At 70.3% G+C, this 26,507-nt stretch carries 20 protein-coding genes; 16 read left to right on the top strand and 4 right to left on the bottom strand.

Annotated features, from left to right (window positions below):
* Window positions 1-1,848, bottom strand: coding sequence for a thiamine pyrophosphate-requiring protein (locus tag HCA58_RS04530; RefSeq protein ID WP_169596469.1), 1,848 nt, complete (start codon window positions 1,846-1,848; stop codon window positions 1-3).
* Window positions 1,849-2,020: 172 nt separating this feature from the next.
* On the opposite strand from HCA58_RS04530, the gene HCA58_RS04535 reads away from it, so the two are divergent.
* From HCA58_RS04535 to HCA58_RS04550, 4 genes are all read left to right on the top strand, one after another.
* A complete protein-coding gene (locus HCA58_RS04535) occupies window positions 2,021-2,323 on the top strand; it encodes a metalloregulator ArsR/SmtB family transcription factor (protein WP_346775862.1) in 303 nt (100 codons plus the stop codon).
* Window positions 2,323-2,709: a VOC family protein gene (locus HCA58_RS04540; RefSeq protein WP_346775876.1), complete on the top strand. Its 387-nt coding sequence runs from the start codon at window positions 2,323-2,325 to the stop codon at window positions 2,707-2,709. Before HCA58_RS04535 ends, HCA58_RS04540 begins: the two co-directional genes overlap by 1 nt.
* A gap of 92 nt (window positions 2,710-2,801) precedes the next feature.
* On the top strand, window positions 2,802-3,611 hold the full coding sequence (locus HCA58_RS04545; protein WP_169596472.1) for an RNA methyltransferase: 810 nt from the start codon (window positions 2,802-2,804) through the stop codon (window positions 3,609-3,611).
* Between the two features lie 117 nt (window positions 3,612-3,728).
* Window positions 3,729-5,591, top strand: coding sequence for a PucR family transcriptional regulator (locus tag HCA58_RS04550; RefSeq protein ID WP_169596473.1), 1,863 nt, complete (start codon window positions 3,729-3,731; stop codon window positions 5,589-5,591).
* A gap of 104 nt (window positions 5,592-5,695) precedes the next feature.
* Here the strand turns inward: HCA58_RS04550 and HCA58_RS04555 are convergent, their stop codons facing one another.
* Entirely contained in the window at window positions 5,696-7,051 is a 1,356-nt protein-coding gene (locus HCA58_RS04555; protein ID WP_169596474.1) for a hypothetical protein, read from the bottom strand.
* Between the two features lie 83 nt (window positions 7,052-7,134).
* On the opposite strand from HCA58_RS04555, the gene murD reads away from it, so the two are divergent.
* The 3 genes from murD (at window position 7,135) to HCA58_RS04570 (ending at window position 11,526) form a co-directional block, all read left to right on the top strand.
* Window positions 7,135-8,484 (top strand): UDP-N-acetylmuramoyl-L-alanine--D-glutamate ligase, encoded by a 1,350-nt coding sequence (murD, locus tag HCA58_RS04560; RefSeq protein ID WP_169596475.1) that lies wholly within the window; start codon window positions 7,135-7,137, stop codon window positions 8,482-8,484.
* Window positions 8,485-8,734: 250 nt separating this feature from the next.
* The gene (locus tag HCA58_RS04565; protein WP_169596476.1) at window positions 8,735-10,039 is read left to right on the top strand and encodes an aspartate aminotransferase family protein; all 1,305 of its coding nucleotides are present in this window, start codon (window positions 8,735-8,737) and stop codon (window positions 10,037-10,039) included.
* Window positions 10,036-11,526 (top strand): CoA-acylating methylmalonate-semialdehyde dehydrogenase, encoded by a 1,491-nt coding sequence (locus HCA58_RS04570; protein ID WP_169596477.1) that lies wholly within the window; start codon window positions 10,036-10,038, stop codon window positions 11,524-11,526. Before HCA58_RS04565 ends, HCA58_RS04570 begins: the two co-directional genes overlap by 4 nt.
* On the opposite strand, the gene HCA58_RS04575 is transcribed toward HCA58_RS04570, so the two are convergent.
* Entirely contained in the window at window positions 11,498-12,862 is a 1,365-nt protein-coding gene (locus tag HCA58_RS04575) for an acyltransferase (protein WP_169596478.1), read from the bottom strand. The genes HCA58_RS04570 and HCA58_RS04575 overlap by 29 nt on opposite strands.
* Window positions 12,863-13,122: 260 nt before the next feature.
* Here HCA58_RS04575 and HCA58_RS04580 point away from each other — a divergent pair, with 260 nt between their 5' ends.
* The 4 genes from HCA58_RS04580 (at window position 13,123) to HCA58_RS04600 (ending at window position 17,791) form a co-directional block, all read left to right on the top strand.
* Window positions 13,123-14,109 carry a MurR/RpiR family transcriptional regulator gene (locus HCA58_RS04580; RefSeq protein WP_169596479.1) on the top strand — a complete coding sequence of 329 codons (987 nt, stop codon included), beginning with the start codon at window positions 13,123-13,125 and terminating at the stop codon, window positions 14,107-14,109.
* Between the two features lie 337 nt (window positions 14,110-14,446).
* Window positions 14,447-15,850 carry an N-acetylglucosamine/diacetylchitobiose ABC transporter substrate-binding protein gene (ngcE, locus tag HCA58_RS04590; RefSeq protein ID WP_169596480.1) on the top strand — a complete coding sequence of 468 codons (1,404 nt, stop codon included), beginning with the start codon at window positions 14,447-14,449 and terminating at the stop codon, window positions 15,848-15,850.
* A gap of 23 nt (window positions 15,851-15,873) precedes the next feature.
* Window positions 15,874-16,815, top strand: coding sequence for a sugar ABC transporter permease (locus tag HCA58_RS04595; protein WP_169596481.1), 942 nt, complete (start codon window positions 15,874-15,876; stop codon window positions 16,813-16,815).
* A gap of 172 nt (window positions 16,816-16,987) precedes the next feature.
* Window positions 16,988-17,791, top strand: a complete 804-nt coding sequence (locus tag HCA58_RS04600; RefSeq protein ID WP_240955522.1) for a carbohydrate ABC transporter permease — start codon at window positions 16,988-16,990, stop codon at window positions 17,789-17,791.
* A 33-nt stretch (window positions 17,792-17,824) separates the two neighbouring features.
* On the opposite strand, the gene HCA58_RS04605 is transcribed toward HCA58_RS04600, so the two are convergent.
* Window positions 17,825-18,793: a GNAT family N-acetyltransferase gene (locus HCA58_RS04605; RefSeq protein ID WP_169596483.1), complete on the bottom strand. Its 969-nt coding sequence runs from the start codon at window positions 18,791-18,793 to the stop codon at window positions 17,825-17,827.
* Window positions 18,794-19,066: 273 nt separating this feature from the next.
* On the opposite strand from HCA58_RS04605, the gene rox reads away from it, so the two are divergent.
* The 5 genes from rox (at window position 19,067) to HCA58_RS04630 (ending at window position 26,401) form a co-directional block, all read left to right on the top strand.
* Window positions 19,067-20,500 carry a rifampin monooxygenase gene (gene rox, locus HCA58_RS04610; protein ID WP_169596484.1) on the top strand — a complete coding sequence of 478 codons (1,434 nt, stop codon included), beginning with the start codon at window positions 19,067-19,069 and terminating at the stop codon, window positions 20,498-20,500.
* A gap of 78 nt (window positions 20,501-20,578) precedes the next feature.
* Window positions 20,579-22,282: a bifunctional 3'-5' exonuclease/DNA polymerase gene (locus tag HCA58_RS04615; protein ID WP_169596634.1), complete on the top strand. Its 1,704-nt coding sequence runs from the start codon at window positions 20,579-20,581 to the stop codon at window positions 22,280-22,282.
* A gap of 203 nt (window positions 22,283-22,485) precedes the next feature.
* Window positions 22,486-23,589 carry a hypothetical protein gene (locus HCA58_RS04620; RefSeq protein ID WP_169596485.1) on the top strand — a complete coding sequence of 368 codons (1,104 nt, stop codon included), beginning with the start codon at window positions 22,486-22,488 and terminating at the stop codon, window positions 23,587-23,589.
* A 146-nt stretch (window positions 23,590-23,735) separates the two neighbouring features.
* Window positions 23,736-25,157: a polyprenol phosphomannose-dependent alpha 1,6 mannosyltransferase MptB gene (mptB, locus tag HCA58_RS04625; RefSeq protein WP_169596486.1), complete on the top strand. Its 1,422-nt coding sequence runs from the start codon at window positions 23,736-23,738 to the stop codon at window positions 25,155-25,157.
* A 92-nt stretch (window positions 25,158-25,249) separates the two neighbouring features.
* The gene (locus HCA58_RS04630) at window positions 25,250-26,401 is read left to right on the top strand and encodes a glycosyltransferase 87 family protein (protein WP_205807522.1); all 1,152 of its coding nucleotides are present in this window, start codon (window positions 25,250-25,252) and stop codon (window positions 26,399-26,401) included.
* Window positions 26,402-26,507: the final 106 nt, after the last annotated feature.

Consider the following 26,507-nt stretch of genomic DNA (forward strand, 5'->3'; position numbering starts at 1 on the left):
TCAGCGGCGGGGGCGGTAGGTGGCCACGACGCTGGGGACGCTGCGGCGGATGATGCCGGCCCGGTCGCTGTCGCCACGTAGTACCGCGGCGGCGGTGTTACGGGCCTGCTCGGCGGTGAAGTGCGGAGGCATCATCAGCTCGGCGGGGTCGACTAGCGCGTTGATGACCGTCGGGCGGTCGGCGCGCAGCGCCCGGTCCCACACATCGGCCACCTGGTCGGGACGGTCGACGAGTTCGCCGCGTAGTCCCAGCACCTCGGCCCAGCGGTGGTAGGCGATGTCGGGTACCTGTTGACTGTCGGGGAACATCGGGGTCCCCTCGGTCGAACGCTGTTCCCAGCTGACGAAGGCCAACTGCCGGTTGTTTAGCACCAGCACCACGAACCGTGGGTCGGTCCAGCCCTGCCAGTACTTCGCCACCGTGATCAGCTCGTTGACCCCGTTCATCTGCATCGCCCCGTCACCGATCAGCGCGACCAGCGGGCGGTCCGGGTGGGCGAACTTGGCCGCCAGGGCGTACGGCATGGCACCGCCCATCGACAGCAGGGTGCCCGACAGGCTGGCCAGCATCCCCGGACGCACCTTGAGGTGCCGGGCGTACCAGGCGGTGGTGGTGCCACAGTCGACGGCGAGCATCACGTCGTCGGGCAGGCGCTCGTCGAGGCTGGCGAAGAGCAACTGCGGGTTGACCGGATCGGCGTCCTGCTCGGCCAGCTCCCGCTGCGACTGCCGCCACGCGGCGGTGGCCCCGGCGATGGTCTCCCGCCAGCGGGTCGGCCCCGGGCCCGGGCCGAGTGCGGCCAGCAGCGCCCGGAGGGTCGGCGCGGCGTCACCGGTCAGGTTGACCTCCGTCGGGTAACGCAGACCGAGCTGGGTGGCGTCATGGTCGATCTGCACCGCGCGTGCCTGTCCGGGTGACGGATAATACTCCGAGTACGGCATGTTGCTGCCGACGATCAGCAGCCGGTCACACTGGTTCATCAGCTGCCAGCTGGGCCGGGTGCCGAGCAGTCCGATGGCGCCGGTCACCCAGGGTTCCCGGTGATCCACGGTGGCGAAGCCGAGCAGTGCCGTCGCCACTCCCGCCCCGAGGCGGTGGGCGATCTCGCGGACCTCGTTCTTGGCGCCGAGCGCGCCCTGCCCGACGAGCATGGCCACCCGCTGACCGCTGCCCAGCACCTGCGCGGCGTGCCGGATCTCCGCCTCCGGCGGCGTGGTCGGGCCGCTGCTCGGCACGCTGCTGGTGTGGTAGAAGCCGTGCGCGTGCGGTGGGTCAGGCACCGCCGGCAGGTCCTGCACGTCGAGTGGCAGCACCAGCGCGGTGACGGTACGCCGGGCCAGCGCGGTCCGGCACGCCCGGTCGACCAGATGGCCCACCTGGGAGGGGTGATCGAGCTGGGCGAGGAACGCCGCCGCCACGTCCTTGTAGAGGGCGAGCAGGTCCACCTCCTGGTAGTAGCCGCCGCCCTCGGCGGTGAGCGCGGTGTGCCCGACCAGGGCGACCACCGGCTGGTGGTCCAGCTTCGCGTCGTAGAGCCCGTTGAGGGCGTGGATGGCGCCCGGACCGCTCGTCACGAGTACCGCGCCGAGCGGTCCGCCGCCGTACTTGACGTGCGCCGAGGCGGCGAACCCGGCGGTCTCCTCGTGCCGCACCTGGACGAACTGCACCTGCTCGTTGGTGCGTTGCAGGGCGGAGGTCATCCCGTTGATGCCGTCGCCGGGGAAGCCGAAGTAGCGGCGGACACCCCAGCAGGCGAGCCGCTGCACGAGGTGGTCCGCGACGCTGGCCGCACGGGGCAACGGCCACGGATCGGCCGACACGTGGGTGCCGACGTGGTCTGCGCTCATCGGGTACGCCTTCCGGGTCGGGCTGCGAACGCCAGTGGCCCGGCATTCCCGTGCCCGCAACGACGAAACCGGCACCCGTGGCGTGGCGCGGTCGTGAGCTCGGACAGGTCGTCGGGCGACTCACGGGTGGGACGGCCCCGCTTGACATGCAAGTGCTCGCTTGCCTATAACTGTGCCTGTGGACGCGGACCGTGACCTGTTCAAGGCCATCGGCGACGCGACGCGACGCACGATCCTCGACGAGCTGGTCGACCGGGACGGTCAGACGCTCTTCGAGATCTGCGGCCGACTGGCCATGAGGCACAACCTGACCTCCTCGCGCCAGGCGATCTCACAGCACCTCGCGGTGCTGGAACAAGCTGGCCTGGTACACACCCGAAGAGAAGGTCGGTACAAGTTCCACCACCTCGACACGAGCCCGCTGCGCTCGATCTTCCAGCGGTGGCCCATCGACCGAGAGGCACCAAGTTCGTGATCCGTATCCACGTCACCAGCGTGTACGTCGACGACCAAGCCAAGGCACTCGCCTTCTATACGGAGAAGCTGGGGTTCATCAAGAAGACCGACCTGCCCGCCGGGGACGCCCGCTGGCTCACCGTCGTCTCGCCGGCCGACCCCGATGGCGTCGAGCTGCTGCTGGAACCGGCCGGCCACCCGGCCACCGGCCCGTTCCAGCAGGCGCCGGTCGCCGACGGCATCCCGGTCACCTCGTTCGCCGTCGACGACGTGTACGCCGAGGTCGAACGCCTCAAGGGACTGGGCGTCGAGTTCACCCAGGAGGCGACCGATATGGGCCCGGTGGTCACCGCCGTGCTCGACGACACCTGCGGCAACCTGATCCAGCTCGCCGCCATGAAGTGACATCCCGCCCGCCAGTCGATCACGTCGTAGGTGTCCGGTGCGCCGCCGGCACCTGCGACGTCCCGCGTCGGCGAGTCCGGCAGAATCGGCGGGTGCCCGTCCACCTGATCACCGAGCCCGACGACGAGCGGATCGCCGACTACCGGGCGCTCACCGACGTCGAGCTGCGCACCCGCTGGGAGCCTCCGCACGGACTGTTCATCGCCGAGGGGGAACTTGTGCTGCGGCGGGCCCTGCGGGCCGGCTACCCGGCCCGGTCCTTCCTCGTCGACGCGAAGCGGGTCGACCAACTCGCCGACCTCGACACCGGCGACGCCCCGGTGTACGCCGCCACCCCCGACGTGCTGCACGAGGCGACCGGATTCCACGTACACCGGGGCGTGCTCGCCTCGTTCCGGCGCAAGCCGCTGCCGACCGCCGGTGAGGTGCTCACCACCGCCGGTCGCGTGGTGATCCTCGAAGACGTCAACAACCATACGAACCTGGGCGCGATCTTCCGGGCGGTGGCAGGGCTGGGAGTGGACGCCGTGCTGCTCTCGCCCACCTGCGCCGACCCGCTCTACCGGCGCAGCGTACGGGTGAGCATGGGTGAGGTCTTCGCTGTGCCGTACGCGAAACTGGAACCGTGGCCGACCGCGCTGGCCGACGTCCGATCCGCCGGTTTCACCGTGCTGGCGATGACGCCGGCACCGGACGCGGTACCTGTCCAGCGACTGAACCCGGCCCAGCGGTCCCGGGCCGCGCTGCTGCTCGGTGCCGAGGGCGCCGGGCTGACCGGCGCGGCGATGGCAGGCAGCGACGTCCGGGTGGTGATCCCGATGCGACGCGGCGTCGACTCGCTGAACGTCGCTGCCGCCACCGCCGTGGCCTGCTGGGAGCTGGGCCGCGACGATCCACTCTGAGTTGCTGCCGGTGGCCTCGCGCCGACTGCGGCGCATCCCGTCCGGTTTCCGCCTCGACCGGGTCCTGGCAGCCGGAGAGGCACCGTCGAGCACGCGACGCGCGTCACGGACGGTAGCGTGGCGCGGGTGTTCCCTACCGTGCGTGAGGTTCTTGCCCTGGATCCGGTCCGTCACGGCGCGCCTCGCCTGGCAGCCGGGGAGGTCGGGCTGGACCGCCGGGTGCGTTGGGTGCACGTCGCCGAGGTGCCGGACATCGCCACCCTGCTCGGCGGGGGCGAGCTGGTGCTCACCACCGGTATCGGGCTGCCCGGCGACGACGCCGGGTTGCGGGCCTTCATCGGGGACCTTGCCGGCGTCGGCGTCTCCGGGCTGGTCGTCGAACTGGGGCGTCGCTATCTCGACGGCGTACCCCGGGTGATGGTGGCCGCCGCCGAACGTCACGGTCTGCCGTTGGTGGAGCTGCGTCGGGCCACCCCCTTCGTACGGGTCACCGAGGCGGTGCACGCGTTGATCGTGGACGCGCAACTCACCGAGCTGCGCGCCACCGAGGAGATCCACCAGCGGTTCACCGAGCTGTCGGTGGAGGGCGCCGAGGCCGGGGAGGTGGTCCGGCAGGCAGCCGAGCTGTCCGGTTGCCCTGTGGTGTTGGAGAACCTGTCCCGCCAGGTGCTGGCGTACGACCCTGCGGGGGAGAGCGCCGAGCTGCTGCTGGACGGGTGGGAGCAGCATTCCCGGCGGATCCGACCCGAAGGGCGCACAGCGTACGACCAGGATCGGGGCTGGCTGGTCACCATGGTGGGTGCCCGTGGTCAGGACTGGGGCCGGTTGCTGCTGCGCTGGCCGCCCGGCGGTGACCTGACGGGTGGGCAGCCACTGGCGGCGGCCGGCGGGCGGTCCGCACCGGTGCCGGCCCACTCCCCGGCCGGGCACGGCGGCCCGTCCTCGACACCACCGACCCGACTGACGATCCTCGTGGAACGGGCGGCGTCCACGCTGGCGCTCGGTCGACTGATCCGACGCGACGCCGAAGGTCTGGAACGTCAGCTGCACCGAACCCTGCTCACCGCCCTGCTCGACCATTCCCGGCCGGTGGACGAGGTCGCCCTGCGGGCGCGGGCACTGGGGGTGGTGCTGGAACGACGTCAGCTCATCGGGGTGGTGGTCCGCCACCGGGGCGACGACGGCGACACGGACACGCCGCGCCGCCACCGACCAGTGGGCAGCGGGCCGCTGATCGAACCGGGACACCCCGGCGAGGCGCCCGAGAACGCCGACGCCGGTCCGGCCCGGTTGCGTGACCTCGCCGAGGCTGCCGGGCAGGCCCTACGGGAGGCCGGTCTGACCGGGCTGACAAGTGCGGTGGACGACCAGACGGTGGGTGTCCTGCTCGCCCTGCCGGACGCGGCAGCGGAGGAGCGGTCGCTGTCCGCCTTCGCCGCTGCGCTGCGCCGGTCCCGCCCCGACGTGCCGGGCCGCGTCGAGCCGTCCGGCCGCGCCGACGACAAGGCGAGTTCGGCCCGCCCGCCCGGTGCCGGGCTGCTGGTCGCCGCGGGCTCCGGGGTGGGCAGCCTGCGGGAGGCCCGCCGGTCACTGATCGAGGCCCGTCAGGTCGCTGACGCGGCCCGCCGGGACCGGCGAGACCTGCCGATCTTCCGGCTGCCGCACGTCGGGTTGGCCGGGCTGCTGCACCTGCTGCGCGACGAACCCCGGGTACAGACCTTCGTCGAGCGGCAACTCGGCCCGCTTCTGGCGTACGAGGCGCAGCATCCCCGGGAGCAGTTGCTCGGCACGCTGCGGGCCTACCTGGAACAGGGCCGCAACAAGTCGGCGGCAGCCACTGCCGCCCATCTTTCCCGGCCGGCGTTCTACGAGCGGCTGGCCCGCATCGGTCGGATCCTCGACGTCGACCTCGACTCGGTCGACGCCTGCCTCTCCCTCCAGGTGGCCCTTCTCGCTCTCGACGCCATCCGCACTCCCTGACATCCCCTACCCGCCCGGTTGCGCCGATCATGCAGTTGTGGCGGCTGACAGAAGCCGCTGAAGTCATGAAACGACTGCCGTAACTGGTCGGGGGAGGTTGGGGGTCAGAAGGTCAGGGTTTGTAGGGTTTTCTGGTAGGTGGAGGGGATGTGGTGGTTGGCGGCAGCGGGGGTGAAGGTGTCGGAGGTGGCGGCGGTACTCCACGCCCCCTCGGGAACGGCGGCGACCAGGGCGGCCACCACCGGGGCGTCGCGCCAGTCGGCCTGTCGGGCGAGCAGGCTCAGCGCGACCACCGATTCCTCCACCTCGCCGACACACTCGAACGGCTTGTGCCCATCGATGCCGAGAAGTTCACGGTAGCCCGGAATCTGCGTGGAGTCGGCGAGCAGGTCGCCGCCGAAGATGCCGGTGATCCGCTCCCGGGACATGAAGGGAGCCAGCGCCAGGAAGACGAACCGGCACTTGGGGCAGGCTCGGCACCAGCGTGCGCTGGCGTCGCGCAGTTTGAACGCGGCATTGCAGCTGGTGACCACGTCGTCGTAGCGGTCGATGCCGGCGAACAGCCGGGCGATGTGTAGTTCCGACAGCGGGCGAAGCAGAGAAAAGTACGGTTCGGCCAGCCCGGCGTGCTCGGCGAGCGCCGCCCGCAGCATTCCTTCGGCCTCGACGCCCTTGGACCACTGGTGGTTGATCTCGTGCCCGTTCCAGATCAGGTTCGGATCTGACGCCGAGCGTTCGTTCGACATCACCACCGGGCCCAGCCCGTGCAGTACGGCGGTGGCCACCGCGATCAGCGAGTTGATCGCGGTGACCGGGATGTGTCCGTTGCGGGCCCCGGCCGCGTTCAGTTCGAACAGCACCGGGTCGATGCGTCGCCGGGCCGCGAGGGGAGCCAGCCCGGATGCCTCGTTCACCGCGTTGATCACATGGTTCGGGTTGACCGAGAAGGGCACCGGGTCGAGGCCGGCCCGGCGCAGCGCCTCCAGGCTGACGATCGAGTCCTTGCCACCGCCGACCGCCGACAGCGGGCGCCGGTCGGAGCTGTCGTACCCGGGCGCCTCCTGCACCTGCCCGTCGGGCACCTGCGGGCTCAGCTCCAGCACATGCGGCAGTTGGTTGCGGTACGCGTACTCGGCGAGGCCCTTGGTGTAGACGGCCGTGACGAACTCGACGGCGGCCGGGCCGAGCGGTGCCGGCAGTAGCAGTCGACCCGGCGCGGCCGTCTTGTAGTAGCTGACCCCCGCCACCACGTGCAGCAGCTCCAGCACCCGACCCAGCGCCGCCACGGCGGCGTCCGACGGGGACTCCGCCGGTACCGGCAACGTGACCACCTCGGTGAACCGCTGCTCACCAGCAGGTCCGGTCAGGGCGTAGTCGAACAACGCCTCGCCGGTGGACAGGTCGATCGAGTAGGACGGAAAGGTGAAGGCGTCCATCCGCGCCAGCTGCGTGTTGAGCACACGCCATACTAGGCCCTGGTTCGTCCGGCCGCGTCCGGTACGGGTGGACCGTGCCCTGCCGCCGTCGTACCCGAGGAGAGCCTGTGCGCTTGTCTGACCTGCGCGGACGTAAAGTCGCCGTCTGGGGTGCCGGCCGAGAGGGTCGGGCTGCGGTGACGGCCATCGCTGCCCACGGCCCGGCCGACCTCGTTGCCGTCGACGACGGCGCGAACTTCCTCACCCTGCCCTGGGAAGGGTCGCTGGCGGAGGCCGCGCCGCTCGTCACCGGGGAGGAGGGTTTCGCCCGGTTGGCCGCCGCCGACGTGGTGGTCCGCTCCCCGGGTGTGCCGCAGACGCATCCCTGGCTGCTGGAGTTGCGTCGTCAGGGTGCGACTGTCACCCAGGGCACGTCGCTGTGGATGGCCGACCATGCGGCGCGCACCATCGCGGTGACCGGAAGCAAGGGCAAGAGCACCACGTCCAGCCTGATCAGTCACCTGTTGACCGCGGTGGACCGGCCGAATGTCTTCGGCGGCAACATCGGCGTACCGACGCTGGACCTGCCGGAGGCGGAGCTCTATGTCCTTGAGCTGTCCAGCTACCAGTGCAGCGACCTGACCGACTCGCCCCGGCTGGCGGTGGTCACCGCCCTGTTCCCCGAGCACCTCGACGCGCACGGCGGCGAACGGGAGTACTACCGCGACAAACTCAACCTGCTCGCGTACGGCCCGCGCACGGTGGTGGTCAACGGCGCTGATCCGCGGCTGGCGTTCGAGCTGGGCGACCGTGCGGCGGTGCGCGCCGGCACCGCCGATTCGGTGAACGTCGCTACCGGCCCGGACGGTACGCCCTGGTTCCACCGGGTCGACCAGCCGCTCTTCCCTCGGACGGTGCTGCCGCTGGTCGGCCGGCACAACGAGGGAAACCTCTGCGTGGCCCTGGCCGTGCTCGATGCCCTGGGCATCGACCTGGTCGACCGCAAAGACGCCCTGGCCGTGGCGGTCGCCGAGTTCCAGGGACTGGCCCACCGGCTCACCGAGATCGCCGACCCGTCGGGCCTGACCTTCGTCGACGACACGTTGGCGACCAGCCCGTACGCGGCAATTCACGCCATCGACGCCTACGACGGGCGTCCGTTGACCGTCATCGTCGGGGGTAACGACCGCGGGGTCGACTACACGCCGCTGCGCGAGCACCTGGCCGAGCGGGAGATGACCGTGATCGGTATCCCGGACAGCGGTCCGCGGATCGTCGGGGCACTCGACGGGCTGCCGAAGGTGCGCACCGAGCTGGTCGACGACCTCGCCGAGGCGGTGCAACTGGCCCGGCAGGTGACCCCGGCCGGTGGAGTCGTGCTGCTCTCACCCGCCGCACCCAGCTACGGCCGCTTCCGCAACTTCGAACACCGCTCGGAGGTTTTCGCCGAGGCCGTCCGCGTCACCGCCCCTGTCTGACCCGTCAGCGCCGACCGGCGAAGATCCAGCCGGTCGGCGCTGACCGCCGCAGCACCGCACTGCCCCTGCCGGCGTCGGAAAACGCTACGCAGCGACCGGTCTGGCCACCGAAATCGTGGCGATGTCGCAGAATAGCGCCGGAAAGCGTTGACGCGTTGTCAACGTTCGCAGGGCATCGCCGGACAGTCTGGCACTTGTCCGACAGTGACGGTGGTGAAAGCGTTCGGGGACGCGACCGAAGGGGCCGACGATGACCGCCGACGACCTGCTGGCCCGGCACCGGGCTGTGCTTCCGTCCTGGATGACGCTCTACTATGCCGAGCCGATCGAACTCGTCCGTGGCGAAGGCCGTCGGGTCACCGACGCGCAGGGCCGCACCTACCTGGACTTCTTCGGTGGGGTACTGACCAACTCGCTCGGCTACGACATCGCCGAGGTACGCGAGGCGGTGCACCGGCAACTCGCCACCGGGATCGTGCACACCTCGACGCTCTACCTGATCCGTCAGCAGGTCGAACTGGCCGAGAAGGTGGCGCGGCTGTCCGGCATCCCCGACGCCCGGGTCTTCTTCACCACCTCCGGCAGCGAGGCCAACGAGGCGGCTCTGCTGTTCGCCACGAACCACCGACGTTCGCACCAGATCCTCGCGGTCCGCAACAGCTACCACGGCCGGACGTACGCGACGTTGGGCGCGACCGGTAACCGCACCTGGTCGGCGACGTCGATCAACCCGCTCCAGGTGGCCTGGTTGCACTCCGGTGAACGGCTGCGTGGCCTGCTGGCCCGGATTCCACAGGAGGATCGGATCGACGCGGCGGTGGAGGATCTGCAGGAGGTGCTCGCCACGCAGACCAGCGGGGACGTGGCCTGCCTCATCGCCGAACCGATCCAGGGCGTCGGTGGTTTCGTACACGGCCCCGACGGTCTGTTCGCCGCGTGGAAGAAGGTGCTCGACGAGCACGGAATCCTATTGATCTCCGACGAGGTGCAGACCGGCTGGGGGCGCACCGGTGAGCACTTCTGGGGTTACCAGGCCCACGGCGTCACCCCGGACCTGCTCACCTTCGCCAAGGGCGTCGGCAACGGCTTCTCGCTGGCCGGGGTGGTCGGCCGGGCGGAGGTGTTGGAGTCGGTGCAGGGCATCAGCTTCTCCACCTTCGGTGGCAACCCGCTCTGCACCGCCGCCGGCAATGCGGTCCTGGATTACCTGCTGGAGCACGACCTGCAGGCCAACGCCGCACGGGTCGGTCGGATCCTCGGCGACGGCCTGCGCGCGGCAGTCGCCGACCTCGACCGGGTCGGCGAGGTACGCGGCAAGGGGCTGATGCTCGGCATCGAGTTCGTCCGTCCGGGCAGCGGCGAACCCGATGCGGCACTGGCCTCCCGGGTTCACGAGAGGTGCCGGGAGGGTGGGTTGCTGACCGGCAAGGGCGGGTTGTACGGCAACGTGGTGCGGATGGGGCCGCCGTTGACCCTGACCGAGGAGGAGGCCCGGGAGGGCCTGGCCATCCTGGTCGACGCGATCCGTGGCGGTGTGTGGGAGGCGAGCGCGTGAACGTCATCGGTCACTTCGTCGGCGGAAGGCGCTCCCGCGGCACCTCGACGCGGCACGGCGACGTCTTCGACCCGGCCACCGGCAGGCGTACCGCCCAGGTGGAGCTGGCGGGCGGGGACGACGTCGCGGCGGCGGTACAGTCGGCTGAGCGTGCGGCCCGCACCTGGCGTGACGCGTCATTGGCGAAGCGGACGGCGGTGCTGTTCGCCGTCCGGGAACTGGTCAACGCCCGCCGCGACGAGTTGGCCGAACTGATCACCGCTGAGCACGGGAAGGTTCTCGCGGACGCCGCCGGGGAGGTGCAGCGCGGCCTGGAGGTCATCGAGTACGCCTGCGGCGTTCCTTCGGCTCTGCGCGGCGGTTTCAGCGAGAACGTCTCCACCGAGGTCGACTCGTACAGCCTGCGGCAGCCCCTCGGGGTGGTGGCGGTGATCAGCCCGTTCAACTTCCCGGTGATGGTGCCGCTGTGGTTCGTACCGGTGGCGGTGGCCGCCGGCAACGCCGTGGTGCTCAAGCCGAGCGAGAAGGATCCGAGCGCGGCGCTGCTGCTGGCCGAACTGTTCGTCGAGGCCGGCCTGCCGGACGGGGTGTTCAACGTGGTGAACGGTGACGCCGAGGCGGTCGACGCGCTGCTGGACCATCCGGCGGTCCGGGCGGTGTCTTTCGTGGGTTCCACCTCGGTCGCCCGACACGTGTACCAGCGGGGCACGGCGGCGGGCAAACGGGTACAGGCGCTCGGTGGGGCGAAGAACCACATGGTGGTGTTGCCCGACGCCGATCTGGACCTGGCCGCCGACGCGGCGGTCAATGCCGGGTTCGGCTCGGCGGGGGAGCGGTGCATGGCGATCTCGGCGCTGGTCGCCGTGGAGCCGGTCGCCGACGACCTGGTGGCGCGGATCGCGAGTCGCATGGCGGCGCTGCGCACCGGGGACGGGCGGCGTGGCTGTGACATGGGGCCCTTGGTCACGGCCGCGCACGCGGCGCGCGTGCACGCCTACGTCGAGGCGGGCGTGGCCGCCGGGGCGGTGCCGGTGGTGGACGGGCGGGACGTGACAGTCGACGGTGACCCGAGCGGCTTCTGGCTCGGGCCGACCCTCTTCGACCGGGTCACCCCGCAGATGTCGATCTACACCGACGAGATATTCGGGCCGGTCCTGTCGGTGCTGCGGGTCGATTCGTACGACGCGGCGGTGGCGCTGGTCAACGCCAACCCGTACGGCAACGGTACGGCGATCTTCACCAACGACGGTGGTGCCGCCCGCCGCTACCAGCACGAGGTGGAGGTCGGTATGGTGGGCGTCAACGTGCCGATCCCGGTACCGATGGCGTACTACTCGTTCGGCGGTTGGAAGTCGTCGCTCTTCGGTGACCTGCACGCCCACGGCGCCGACGGCGTCGCCTTCTTCACCCGGGGCAAGGTGGTGACGAGCCGGTGGCTGGACCCCCGCCACGGTGGGGTCAACCTCGGCTTCCCCACCCAGACCTGAGCAGGCGCAACGTGCCTGCGCCGGCCAGGTAGGCCAGCAACGCGACCACCGGCCATCCGAGCGGCTCCGGCGCGGTCTTGGCCGCCGCACCGTTGGCGGCCAGCGCGTACACGACGGCGGCGAAGGCGGCGACGGCGAGTGTCGCGCGGGCACCCGCCCACCTGACCGGCGCCCTCAGGTGTCGAGGGTGACCGGTGGACGCCTCGATCGGACCGAAGACGGCGACCAGCACGGCGAGCACCACCGTGAGCATCAGTACCCACGGCAGGCGCCAGGCCAGCCAGGTTGCCGTACCGGCCACGGGGGTGGGGAGCAGGCCGAGCCCGTGTAGCGCGCCGACCAGCAGTACGGCCGCGCTCAGGTGCCACAGAAAGACCGTGAGTACGACCGAGTTGACGGCGATCACCGCCTGCCACGGGCGGTCGTGGTGCAGCCACCGTTCCGCCCGCTCCCGCAGCAGGAGGATCAGCCCGAGCTGGGCGGTGGCGACCGCGAGCAGCGCCACGGTGGGTGGGGCGGCGTTGGCCAGGCGCTGCCCGGGAAGATTGATCATGCTGATCGGGTAGGGGCCGGGACCGGTGAGCAGGGCCGCCACGGCGAGACCACCGAGGAGCAGGGCGATCGCGGACCGGCGGGACATCGGCAGGCACCGGCTGCGTAGCCCGGCCCGGCGGCAGTGTCCCCGCCGGGCGTCGTACCAGGCGAAACCGAGCTGGTGGACGGCCAGCCAACCCAGGAGATGACCGGGCAGGGCCAGTTTGGCCGGTCCGATGGCGCGACCCAGGTCACTGGCGGCGACGAGCAGCGCCAGGGCAGGTGGCACCAACAGCCCGAGGCGACGGTGCAGCGCGTACATGACGGGGGTCAGCGGCACCACGGCCAGGTAGGCGGCGAGAAACCACAGGGGAATGGTGGCGAACCAGACGACCGGGCGGACTTCGTCCGGCTGGGCGCCACCGAGCCGGGCCACCAACGCGCCGCCGGCGAGCACCAGCACCAGGGCGCTGGTCGGGCGCAGCAGGCGTGCGCTGCGGCCGAGCAGCCAACCGACCGTGTCGCCGCCACGGCTCCGGTGCGCGGCCAGTGAGGCGGCGTTGGCGTAGCCGCCGACCAGGAAGAACAGCGGCATGACCTGGACCGCCCAGGTCAGCGGGTGCGCCCAGGGCAGGTCGGGCAGCGCCGAGTGCCCGTCGGGTCGGCCAGTCTCGTCGTACTCGACCACCGCTATCGTCCAGTGCCCGAGGACCACCAGGACGATGGCCAACGCCCGGAGCAGGTCGAGGTAGCGCTCCCGGTCCGGTGGCGTACGGGCGGCGAGGCGGGCCAGGTGGCGCATGACCCGAGCGTAGGGCCAGTACCGGCGCGGGTCGGGCGGATCAGCGGGGCGGTATCGACCCCGGTGGTGTCGACGGACTGTCCACTTCCACTCGGCCGGCGCCGCTGGCATTCGTGCTGGTCAAAGTGATTGATGGGGCCTGTCGTCGGGCTTCGCCCCAGGTAACGGTTTGAAAACTTCACCCATGGTCTTGACACAAGGGGGCTTTTAGTAAGAACTTTTACCACTAACAGTTAACAGTCTTTTCCGAAAGGCGTCCCATGGTCGATCATGAGTCGGACACCTCCGCGGGTACCGCGGTGGCGCAGGCCGACGGGATCGACCGGCGTAGCGCCCCCGACGGGACCGGCAGGCGGGTTGCCATCGTCGCCTCCGGCGGGACGCTGGCCCGGGTCCGCACCGGTGCCACGGAACTGACCGGCGCGCTGCGCCGGGTCGCCGACCACGTGCTCAGCGACCCGCAGGCGGCGGTCCGGGCGACGATCGTCGAACTCGCCGAACGCAGCGGCACCTCACCGGCCACGGTCACCCGGTTCTGCCGGGCGATGGGCTTCGACGGCTACGCCGACCTGCGTCTGGGCATCGCCGCCGAGACCGGCCGGGCCCGCTCGGCCGGGTGGGCCGTCGACATCGGACGGGAAATCCAACCCAGCGACCCGCTGGAACGGGTGTTGGAGCAGATCATGGCCGCTGACACCCGGGCCATGCACGACACGGCCGCGTTACTCGACCTCGCCGAGGTGGAGCGGGCGGCGGTGGCCATCGCCGGAGCCGAACGGGTGAGCATCTTCGGTGCCAGCGGCAGCGCCCTCGTCGGCGAGGAGATGCAGTTCAGCCTGCACCGCATCGGGGTCGCCGCGTGGGCCTGGAACGACGTGCACTCCGGGCTGGCCGCCGCCGCATTGCTGCGCCCCGATGACGTCGCGCTCGGCATCTCGCACAGCGGCCAGACCCGGGAGGCCATCGAGATGCTCGCCGAGGGCGGCAGCCGGGGTGCCACCACCGTCGCGTTGACCGGATTCCGCCGGTCGCCGTTGGCCGAACTGGCCGACATCGTGCTGCTCACCGCCAGCCAGGCCACCACGTTCCGGCCGGACGCCCTGTCCGCCCGGCACCCGCAGCTGGTTGTGCTCGACCTGCTCTACATCGCCGTCGCCCAGCGCACCCACGATCGGGCCCATGCGGCGTTCCGGCGTACCGCCCAGGCCGTCGACGGACACAAGGCCGCGCGGGAGAGCGACGCATGACCAGCGCCCAGGGCCGCAGGCGGGCGGCTCCGTGCCGCCCCTGCAGGCAGCGGTTCGTCGACTTCGCCGACAGCGTGCTGGACGACGGCGCGCCGCACGGCGCCGCACCGCTGCCGCCTGAGGTCGGCGGTGCGGTCCGTGCGGTCTCCTCGATCGTGTCGCCGCCACCGCTGACCGCTGAGGTCGTCCGGCCGTTCCACCAGACCGGAGAGGTACCCCCCGTCTATCTCTCCGCCAACGTCCCCGGTGGGGACGAGCATCACCTCGCCCGCGAGTCGCGGTGTGCCGGGCGATTCCGGCGCACCTCCTGGCCCGACATCACAAGGAGAGTCACACGATGTCCGTTACCCCCGATCTCGACCGCCGGACCCTGCTGCGCCGCGCGGCGGCCGCAGGTCTCCTGGTGACCCCGGCCGTCGGCCTGCTCAGTGCCTGCGCTGGAAGCACGCCGAGCCAGAACGACGAGAGCGCCGGAGAGAAGAGCGACGACAACCCCTTCGGTGTGCAGGACGGCAGCGCCCTGAAGGTGGTCGTCTTCAACGGCGGCTTGGGTGACGCCTGGGCCAAGGAGGACCAGGCGATCTTCAGCGCCAAGTACCCGGACGTCACCGTCAACATGAGCTCCACCCAGAAAATCAAGACCGAAGAGCAGCCCAAGATGGCGACGACGCCCAGCGACGTCGTGATGAACGCCGGCGCCGACATGATGGACATCAGCACCCTGGTCAACGAGGGCGCCATCGAGCCGCTGGACGACCTGCTCGCCGCGCCCGCCTGGGACAGCGAGGGCACCGTGGCCGACACGCTGCTGCCGGGCACCGTCGGTGACGGTACCTACCAGGGCAAGTTCTTCGTGGTGAACGTGGCATACACGGTCTGGGGCAACTGGTACAACTCGGTGCTGTTCGACAAGGAGAGCTGGACGCCGCCGAAAACCTTCGACGACTTCTTCGCCCTCGCCCCGAAGATCAAGGCCAAGGGCATGGCCCCGTACGTGTACGACGCCGTGCACGGCTACTACCCGCGCTGGGCGCTGATGGCGACGGTCTGGAAGTCCGCCGGCAAGCAGGCCGTCGTCGACATCGACAACCTCGAGGAGAACGCCTGGCGTGCCGAGGGCGTCCTACCGGCGCTGGAGGCGTGGGAGAAGCTGGTCAAGGACAAGCTGCTGCTGCCCGGCAAGCTCGACCACACCCAGTCGCAGCAGGCCTGGCTCGACGGCAAGGCCGCCTTCATCCAAGTCGGCACCTGGCTGAAGAACGAGATGGCGGCGACCATCCCGCCGGGCTTCGAGATGAAGATCTCCGACTACTGGGGTCTGGGCGCCACCGACAAGGCTCCCGACGACGTCTACGCCGGTGCCGGCGAGGGCATCGTCGTCCCAGCCAAGGCGCCGAACAAGGCCGCCGCCAAGGAGTTCCTGCGCGCGGTGCTCTCCAAGGCCGGCTCGACGAAGTTCGCCGAGCTGACCAAGTCCCTCGCGTCGACCAAGGGCTCCGGTGACAACGTGCAGGACGCCGCCCTCGCCAGCGCCAACGAGCTGATGAAGAACGCCAGTTCGGACCTGATCTCGATCAAGCTCTGGAACTTCTACGCCGACCTGGACAAGGAAAGCCAGAACCTCTCCGCCGAGTTGATGGCCGGCCGGCTGACCGCCGCGCAGTTCGTCGACAAGATGCAGGCCGCCGCCGACAAGGTCGCGAACGACTCGTCGATCACCAAGCAGACCCGCGACGCCTGATCCGAACGGAAAGAGTGAGTCCCATGCGGCACGGTGTTGCACGTTTCGTCACGGGCTTCCTGGCCCTGCCGGTCGGGCTGTACCTCTTCTACGTGGTGTGGCCCTTCCTTCAGGCTGCCGGCTATTCGCTCACCGACTGGGGTGGCTATTCCGACCGGCAGCAGTTCGTCGGCCTGGACAACTACCTCCGGCTGTTCACCGACGAGCTGATCAGGAAGGCGTTCTGGCACAACGTCTTCTTCCTGATCACCGTGCCGCTGTTCACCATCGCGCTGGCCTTGTTCCTCGCGTTCCTGCTCAACGTGGGCGGACGCGAGGACAAGGCCGGCATCCGGGGCGTGTTCGGCTCCGGCCTCTACAAAGTGATCTTCTTCTTCCCGCAGGTGCTGTCCCTGGTCGTCATCGCCGTGATGTGGCAGCAGATCTACCGCGCCGACGGGCAAGGGCTGATCAATGGCGTACTGATGGGGATCGGGCTGGTCGACGAAGACGACCCGATCACCTTCATGTACGACCCGGAACCGTTCCTCGGCGTCCCGGCGGTGCTCTGGTGGCTGCTTCTGATCGCGGTCTGGAGCGGCGCCGGCTTCTACATGGTGCTCTTCTCGGCGGCGATGCAGTCGATCCCGAAGGACATCTACGAGGCAGCCATCCTGGACGGGGCCGGGCGCTTGCACACCTTCTTCCGGATCACGCTGCCACTGTTGCGGGACACCGTCTCGGTGGCCTGGGTCTACCTCGGCTTCATCGCGCTGGACATGTTCGCGCTCGTCTACATCATGACGCCGAGCCAGGGCGGCCCGAACCACGCCAGTGAGATCTTCGCCTCGGTGATCCATTTCAACGCGTTCCAGAAGGGTCAGTTCGGCTACGCCTGCGCGATCGCGGTGGCGTTGGCGATCTTCACGATCCTGCTGGCAGCGTTCCAGCTGAGGATCACCCGTCGTGAGCGCATCGAGTACTGAGGAGGGCGGGACGATGAGTACGCTGACCCAGACCCCGGGCGGTTCGGCCGGGCCCGGCCAGGCTCCGCCACCGGACCGTACGCGGGGCGGAAGCGCCACCATCGGGGGCAGCCGGGCCGGCGCGAGGTTCTTCAACGGCTTCTCGCACCTGTTCCTCGCCGTCTGGGCGGTCATGGTGATCTACCCACTGGTGTGGGTGGTGATGTCGGCGCTCAAGACCGACTCCGAGGTGATCCGCGAGCCGCTTTCACTGCTTCCGAAGCGGTTGCAGTGGGACAACTTCGCCCGCGTCTGGACCGAGGGAAACATCGGGTCGTTCTTCGTCAACACCGTCCTTGTGCTGACCGGCAGCATCTTCCTCACCATGCTGCTCGGCTCGATGGCCGCCTACGTACTGGCCCGGTACGACTTTCCCGGCAACCGGCTGATCTACTACATGTTCCTGTCCGGGCTGACCCTGCCGATCTACCTGGCCGCGGTACCGCTGTTCAAGGGCGTCTACAACCTGGGCGTGACACTTCCCTTCCTCGGCCCGAACAGTCACCTCATGCTGATCCTGGTCTACGTGGCCTGGTCACTGGCGTTCACCGTTTTCTTCATGCACTCGTTCTTCCGTACCCTGCCCAACGCGATCGCCGAGGCCGGCATGGTCGACGGCGCATCGCACAGCCGGCTGTTCTTCAGCGTGATGCTCCCGATGGCGAAGCCCGGACTGATCAGCATCGGCATCTTCAACGTCCTCGGTCAGTGGAACCAGTGGTACCTGCCGACCCTGCTCATGCAGTCGGTGGCCGGCGAACCGAAGAATCAGGTCATCTCGCAGGGCCTGATCGAGCTGTCGGTCAACCAGGGCTACCGCTTCGACTGGTCGGGCCTGTTCGCCGGGGTCACCATGGCGATGCTGCCGGTGCTGGTCGTCTACCTCGTCTTCCAGCGTCAGGTGCAGTCCGGTCTCACCGCCGGCGTCGGGAAGTAGCCCCGGCGTGACGCCGGGCGGTGGGGTTGGTGGTCAGTGGCCGATCAGCCGGTGCAGCCGGAGGAACGTCTCGGTGAACCCCAGCTTCGGCCAGGCGCGGGAGGAGAGCAGGTTGGTGACCCGCCAGTCGGTGACCACGCTGTCGTAACCGGTCGAGGCCGCCCAGTCGATGACGGTGGTGGCGAGGGCCTGTCCGGCGCCGACGCCGCGGGCGTGCGGCAGGACCGCCGCGAACCCGAGGAACCCGGCGTTCTCTGGGCGGGCCAGGCTCAGATGCGAGCTTGACTTCTCCAGGGCGCAGCCGATGGCGGATCCGATGACCTGGCCGTCCGCTTCGGCCACGAAGGTGGCGTACTCGGGGTTGTCGATGTCGACCGTCCATTCGGCGGTGGCCTCCTCAAGCGTGCCCACCGGGCCGGCTGAGAACGTCGGGGCCTGTCCCTGGTGCAGCGGCAGCTCGAGGTCAAGTCGGGCGAGCGTCGGAATATCCGCCCGGGTAGCCCGACGCACCGACAGCCCGTCCGGTGTGCCGGCTTGCGGCCGGACGGCGGGTCGGATGGCGTGTGCGTGCTGCTGGCCGAAGCCCAGCCGGAACCAGGCCCGCACCAGCTCCGCGTCATGTGCCGGAACGACGACGTAGTGCGCGGTGCGGCCCTCGTCGACCCAGCGGGCGGCGGCGAGCGCGTACAGGTCGCGCATCACCTCGGGGTCGGTGGCCGCCAGCCCGGCAGCCTCCACCCAGATGTTCGGCCCCCACAGCGATGCCGGTTTCGGGGCACCGAGGACGAAACCCACCGGGACGCCGGCGCGACAGGCAACCGCCCCCGACGTGCCTTCCGACTCGTACGCGGCGGTCAGCTCGGCCCGCGCCGCAGCGGTGCCCTCGAATCGGGCGGACAGCAGCGGCTGGGCGGTACGGTGCCGGCGGTGCCGCTCGGCCAGCAACGTGGCGCAGGCAGCCAGGTCGGCGGCCGTGAACGGCCGTAGCTCGGTGCGAGGCATGGCCGGACCCTACGCGCCGCCGCTGTCGTGGTCATCCTGGTTTCGTCGACGTGGGCAGGGCGGCGTCGCTGAGATGGATCTCGTGATGCTTACCGCTCATGCGCAGGCCTACGACAGCACTGCTGCTCCGAAAGCAACTCCGGACCACGGTGGCAGGCAGCTGAATTCCTTGCCACTGTAAACATATACCGCACCCCGGGTATTGCGGCAAGACCCAGGTCGTGGCGCACAATCGTCGACCGAGTGGAAGAACTGGCACACCCGGGGGGATTCATGTTTGATGCGATCATCGTCGGCGGCGGGCCGACCGGCATGATGCTGGCGAGCGAATTGTGTCTGCGGCACGCCAGCGTGCTCGTGCTGGAGAAGGATCCCGAGCCGGCGCCGTTCGTGCGGTCGCTCGGGCTGCACGTGCGCAGCATCGAGGTGATGGACCAGCGGGGGTTGCTGGAGCGGTTCCTGGACAACGGTAAACAGTTCCCGATTCGGGGATTCTTCGCCGGAATCGACAAGCCCGCTCCCGCCGGACTGGACACCGCACACGGATACGTGCTCGGTATTCCGCAGCCGCTGACCGACCGGCTGCTCGCCGAGCACGCGGCCGACGCCGGAGCCGAGATCCGACGCGGCTGTGCGGCGGTCGGGTTGGAGCAGGACGACGACGGGGTGACCGTCCAGCTAGGCGACGGCACCGCGTCGCCGGTGCGTGCGCGGTTCGTGGTCGGCTGTGACGGCGGGCGCAGCACGGTTCGCAAACTGCTCGGGGTCAGTTTTCCCGGCGAACCGTCGCGGGTGGACACGCTGCTGGGCGAGATGGCGGTCATGGCGTCTGCGGAGGAGATCACCGAGGTGGTGACCGAGGTGCGTAGGACCGAGAAGCGGTTCGGCATCGGGCCGTCGGGCACGCCGGGGGTGTTCCGGGCGGTCGTGCCGGCGCAGGGCGTGGCCGAGGACCGGTCGACGCCGCCGACGCTTGCCGAGTTCAAGCAACAGTTGCGGGCGTACGCGGGTACGGACTTCGGTGTGCATTCGCCCCGCTGGCTGTCGCGCTTCGGCGACGCGACCCGCCAGGCCGAACGCTACCGGATCGGACGGGTCTTCCTGGCCGGGGACGCCGCGCACGTCCACCCGCCGTTGGGTGGGCAGGGGCTCAACCTCGGTCTCCAGGACGCATTCAACCTGGGTTGGAAGTTGGCGGCGGCGATCGACGGCTGGGCGCCGGACGACCTGCTGGACACCTACGAGTCCGAGCGGCATCCGGTGGCGGCGGACGTGCTCGACAACACGCGCGCCCAGATGGAGCTGACCACAACTGCGCCCGGTCCGCAGGCCGTCCGACGGTTGCTGACGCGACTGATGGACTTTGACGACGTCAACCGGTACCTGATCGAGAAGATCACGGCGATCAGCGTCCGGTACGACGTCGGGGAGGGACCCGCCCTGCTCGGGCGGCGGCTGCGCAACGTCCGGGTCACGCGCGGGCGGCTGTTCGAGCTGATGCGCGGTGGCGCTGGGCTGCTGCTGGACCAGACCGGGCAGCTCTCGGTGGACGGCCGGCGCGACCGGGTGGATCACGTGGTCGACACCAGCGAGGAACTGGACGTGCCCGCGCTCCTGCTGCGGCCCGACGGGCACGTCGTGTGGGTCGGCGAGGACCAGCAGAGCCTTGAGGTGGCGCTGGCCAGGTGGTTCGGTGGTGTTCACTGACGTGCACGGAGAACGAGGAGGTCGGCAGGACGTACCAGACCCCGCTCGACGCCCATTCGCTACCCGAAGGGTCCCGGTCTGTCGCAGGGGCCGGGCAGAATCATGTTCGTGCTGGTGGCGGTGCTGTCTGACGAGCGGGGCGGGGGAGTGCTGCAACCCCTCGACCCGGCCGGTGCGCCGCTGGGTAGAGCCGAACCGGTCGTCAATCTTCCCGCTGTGGTGGCCGCCCGGGAACGCACCGACAAGCCCCGCTGGGTGTGGGCGTCCGGGGCAGCGCTCTATCCGACCCTGTTACGTGCCGGGGTCGTGGTGCAGCGGTGCCACGACGTGGAGTTGACCGAGGCACTGCTGCTCGGCTACGCGGGCCGGTGGGGCGAGCCCCGCGCCTTGGCGGCGGCTTGGGCGCGGTTGACCGGGGCGCCGGTGCCAGCCGATCCGCCGCCGCGCGTCGCCACTCCGCCCGGCGCCGGTCAGACCGCGCTCTTCGACGCCGTGCCGGGGCCGCCGGGTCCCGGCATTACCGCGCTGACCCGCGTGTACGCCGACCAGCTCTGCCGGGTTGCGATCACCGGTGACCCGGGGCGGTTTCGGCTGCTGGTGGCGGCCGAGTCGGCTGGTGCGTTGGTGGCGGCCGAGATGGGGGCGGCCGGGCTGCCCTGGCGGGCCGACGTGCACGACGCGGTGCTCGCCGATCTGCTGGGTGAGCCCTCGCCGGTGGGTGGGCCGCCGCGCCGGCTGGTGGAGCTGGCCGGGCTGATCGCCGCCGCGTTCGGGGTCCGGCAGGTCCACGCGGACAGCCCGGCCGAACTGCTGAAGGCGTTCGCCCGGGTCGGGGTGGAGCTGCCGAACACCCGGGCCTGGGTGCTGCGCGCGGTCGATCATCCGGCGGTGCCGCTGGTGCTGGAGTACAAGGAGCTGTACCGGATCTGGACGGCGCACGGCCGGGCGTGGCGGGAAGCCTGGGTGCGCGACGGCCGGTTCCGGCCGGAGTACGTTCCCGGCGCGGTGGTGTCGGGGCGGTGGGCCACCCGGGGTGGTGGAGCGTTGCAGATCCCGAAGGTGATCCGGCGGGCGGTGGTGGCCGACCCGGGGTGGCGGTTCGTGGTGGCCGACGCCGGGCAGTTGGAGCCACGGGTGCTGGCCGCCGTTTCCGGTGACGTTCGCTTCGCCGCCGCCGGGGCGACAGGTGACCTCTACGCCGCGCTGGCCCGCGACGCGTTCGGCGGTGATCGGGCCCGTGCCAAGCTCGCCCTTCTCGGCGCGATGTACGGGCAGACCGGCGGTGCTGCGGTGCCGGCCCTGGCGGTGCTGCGACGCAGCTACCCGACTGCGTTCGGCTACGTCGAGGCGGCGGCGCGGACCGGCGAGACGGGTGGGTTGGTGCGGTCCTGGTTGGGGCGGACCTGCCCGCCCGGCACGGCGGGACTCGGTGACGACGGCCAGGTGGACCCGGACGAGCCCGGTGAGGTCCAGCCGTCCCGGGCGCGGGCGATCCGTTCACGGGGCCGGTTCACTCGCAACTTCGTCGTCCAGGCGAGCGCGGCCGAGTGGGCGTCCACCCTGCTTGCGGTGCTTCGCGGTGAGTTGGCCGGTACCCGGGCAGAGCTGGTCTTCTTCCAACACGACGAGGTGATCGTGCACTGCCCCGCGGCGCAGGCCGGGCAGGTCGCCGAGGCCGTCGAGTGGGCCGGTCGACGGGCCACCGCGCTGCTGTTCGGTGACACTCCGGTCCGCTTTCCGCTTGATCTGTCCGTCGTGGAGTGTTACGCCGACGCGACGTGAGCAGCGTCGACGAACGTGGGCGTCGGATGCACCGGCAGGCAACTGTTCACCCGAATGCCGTGGTCTGTACATGTTTCAGACATGGGGAGTTCGTCCACGGCGGAAGGTGTCTCCCGCTGTTCCGGCGTACCTTGCGGTGTGCCACCCTGGCTCCGCGAACGTGACCATTGAGCTCGACATGACGTCGTTGTCCGGGAGGCGGCATGGCCAGACGCGTCTTTCTGCACATCGGTGCGCCAAAGACGGGAAGCACCTACGTACAGAATGTGCTCTGGAAGAATCGTGCCGCCCTGCAGGAGGCGGGAATCCTGCTGCCGGGCAGCGTGGCGGCGCACGACCAAGCGATGGCCGATCTGCGCGCGGCGCCCTGGCGGGACAGCGACGCCTACTGGACGTGGGACCGGCTCGCCGAGCAGGTACGGGACTGGCGCGGCGACGTGATCATCAGCAACGAGGGGCTGGGCGCGGCCACGGAGGCGCAGGCCGCCCGGGCGGTGGAGAGCCTGGAGGCCGCCGAGGTCCACGTCATCGCGGCCGGTCGTGACCTGTGGCGTACCTTCCCGTCCTTCTGGCAGCAGAGCATCCGGGCTCGTGCCGGCTGGCGGTTCGGCGCCTTCATGCGCGCCGTCGAGCAGGGCGGTGCCGAAGCCTTCTGGAACAGCCACACCGCGCCGAGCATGCTGCGCCGTTGGGGCGACCTGGTCCCTGCGACACACCGCTATCTGGTGACGGTACCGCCGTCCGGCGCGCCGCGGGATCTGCTGTGGCGTCGGTTCGCCGGGATCCTCCAGATTCCGGACGGGCTGTGTGAGCTGGCGGAACCCACCTCCAACCCGTCGCTCGGCGCGGCCGAGATCGAACTCCTTCGCCGGGTCAACCTGGCGTTGGGCGACAACTATCCGCTGCGTACGCCGTACCAGAAGGTGGTCCACCGGCACCTGGTCGACGCCGTGCTCAAGAAGCGCGAGGGGGTGAGCTTCGGCGTCGGTCTGGACCGGGCGGACTGGGTGCGGGAAAAGGCGGAGCAGCAGATCAGGGAACTACAGGACTACCCGTGCCAGGTCGTCGGCGACCTCGACGAGCTGCGGCCGACTGCGATGCGGCAGAGCATCAGCCCCGACGAACTGGACGACCACCAGCTGCTCCAGGTCGCCATCGAGACGATCGTCGGCATGCTGGCACACACCGATGCCCTCAGCCAGCGGCCAGAGGCCGAACACGACGACGTCAACGTTCTCAGCCGGCTCCGAACTCGCGCTGGTGGCGTCAGACGTCGGCTGCGCCGGGTCACCCGTCGCGAATCGTAGCCGGGAACGACGCCGGCATGTCCGAACCGGCGAGGGACCGGGCGCGGTGACCCGTCGGCCGGTACCCGCTGAGCGGACACCCGCGAGTTCCCTGTTGACCGAACGGTAGCCGTCTCACGGTCAGCTCGTACTGCCACCATGCCCCGGTGCTGACACCGAGGAGCGTCTCCGCGTACCGGCTTCTGGGCGGGGCGGGAACCGCCCTGCTGGCGGTCGCCGGTTGCGGTGCCGGTGCCCTGCCGGTGCGGGACGTCCTCTGGTGGACGGCCCTCCGCCACGCCGACCGGCCCACGCTGGCTGCCGGCTACGCCGGCCTGACCCTGCTCGCGCTGGCCTGGTGGTGGGCCGGCCGTGACCTGTGTCGTCCCGGCCGCACAACGGACAGCCCCGCCTCCGTGCGCGGTGCGGCCCTCACGCTGGCCTGGTGGGCCGCACCGTTGTTGCTGGCGCCGCCCATGTTCTCCCGTGACGTCTACAGCTACCTGGCCCAGGGTGCGATGGTCCTGGCCGACCTGGACGTCTACCGGGTCGGGGTGGCGCATCTCGGTGGACCCCTCGCCGTCGAGGTGCCGCAGATGTGGCAGCAGACGCCAGCGCCGTACGGGCCGGTCTTCCTGTCCCTCGCCGCCGGAGTTTCCTGGCTCACCGGCGGGCACCTCACGCTCGGTGTGTTCACCTTGAGGCTCGTTGCACTGGTCGGCGTGGCACTGATCGTCGTCAACCTGCCGAGCGTGGCGCAGCACTGCGGCGTCGACCCCGCTGGCGCGCTCTGGCTGGGGGTGCTCAACCCGCTCGTGCCGCTGCATCTGGTCGCGGGTGCCCACAACGAGGCGGTGATGCTGGGACTGCTCGTGTTCGGCCTCCGGCTGGCACTTTCCGACCGGTTCGCCGTGGCGACCGTACTGGTCACGCTCGCCGGGCTGGTCAAGGTGCCGGCGCTGCTGGGTCTGCTGGTGGTGGGCGCGCTCGCCACCCGGCGTCTCGGTACCCGTCCGGCGGCGCTGCGGGTCGTCGGCCTCTCGGTGGCCAGCGGTGTGGCGGTGACCTGGGCGAGCGGAATCGGCTACGGCTGGGTCGGCGCCCTCGCCACACCGGTGTACCGGCACAGCTGGTCCATCTCGACCGCCCTCGGCCGGTGCGCTCAGCGGCTCGCGGATTCGCTCGACCTGGAGCTGGGCGACGCGCCGATGCGCGCCGGGGTTCTGGTGGGTCTGCTGGGTCTGTTCGCCGTCGCGGTGATCGCCTGGTACCAGCGACACCGGATGGGTCCGTCGTACGCCGTCGGCCTGGTCCTACTGGCCGTGGCGCTGCTCGGCCCGGCCACCCGGCCCTGGTACGTGCTGTGGGGGCTGGTGCTGCTTGCCGCGGCGGCACCGGACGGGCGGTTGCGGCAGGCGGCGTCGTTCGCGGTGACGGTGCTGGCGTTCGCGGTCCTGCCCAGCGGTTTCGGTCCGGACTTCGTTCAGGTGGTGCTCGCAGCGGTCGGGGTGTTCACCGGGCTGGCCGCCGCCGCTGTGGTGGGACTTCTCACCCGTCCCGTTGCACTGGCCCTGGTGGGGCGCCGATGACCACCACCGCCGGTCGGTCTAGGGTCGGGACCGCCGCCGCGAGTGGACGTCCCACGGCCAACGGGCCAGCCCCGACGGGGTGGCGGCGGTTCATGCTGGTCGTCGCGCTGGCCACCACCATCGGGGTGGCGATCGCCGTGCTGCCCGGGCATCGGGGCTGGTTCGACATCGGTGTCTACCACGGCGCGGTCCGCCACTGGGCGGGCGGCGGGCAGCTCTACGAGTGGGTGACCTGGAACCAGTACGGCTTCACGTATCCACCATTCGCCGCGCTGGTCATGCTGCCGGTGGCTGCTCTGCCCTGGCATCCGGCGGTCGCGGCGAACCTGGCGTGCACCGTCGTGGCGGCCGGTTTCCTGCTGCATCTGCTGGTCGGTCCTGTGACGCGGCGTGCCGGTTGGCCGAAGTGGTACACCTTCGCGTTGGCGGGCTGCCTGTTCGCCGCCCTGAATCCGGTCCGAGACACGGTCAGTTTCGGACAGGTGAACGTGCTTTTGATGGCCCTGGTCTATGCCGACCTGTGGTTGTTGGAACGTCGGCATCAGCTGGCTGGTGTCGGTATCGGACTGGCCGCCGCGATCAAACTGACGCCGGCGGTCTTCGTCGTGTACCTGCTGGCGACCCGCAGGTGGCGGGCCGCCGCGACGGCCTCGGCGACCACGGCGATCGCGACCCTGCTGGCGGCGGCGGTGGCGCCGAACGCTACCCGTACCTTCTTCACCGAGGCGCTGTGGGACACCGGTCGGGTCGGCAAGCTGGATTACGTGTCGAACCAGTCGCTGCTGGGTCTGGTCGCCCGGCTCGACCCGACGCACCCCGACCGGCTGCTGTGGCTCTGCCTGGTGACTGCGGCGCTGATCGTGTGGTGGGTGCGGGTGCGGCGGGCCACGGCTGACGAGCGCGTCGGGTTCGCCCTCACCGGGATCCTCGGTGTGCTGGTCAGCCCGGTGAGCTGGGCGCACCATCTCGTGTGGCTGGTGCCCGGGTTGGTCGTCCTCGTCGGCGCGACGCTGCCGTGGCCACCGGATCGCCGTGCGCGGCGGCGGCTGCGAGCCGCTGTCGTCGCGTACGCGGTGCTGTGTAGCGGGGTGGTGTGGATTTTCGCCAACGGGTCGGACGGGCCGCACGGATTCCTCGGTGGTAACGCCTATCTGCTGGTGGCGGCGGGAATGCTGGTGTTCCTACCGGCGGGCGGCGACAGGAGCCGACCGGCGTGGGATGAAATGTCCGTACCGCTCGAATAGATACGCAATCTAGGCCAAATGTCCCGCCACTCTCCTTCGGTCACCGTCGTTGCAAACGGTGTGCGTAGGACGGGACCGGTCGGGGCCACGCGGCCCCGACTGCTCC

It is taken from the genome of Micromonospora sp. HNM0581 (genome assembly GCF_012726175.1).
Classification (GTDB): domain Bacteria; phylum Actinomycetota; class Actinomycetes; order Mycobacteriales; family Micromonosporaceae; genus Micromonospora.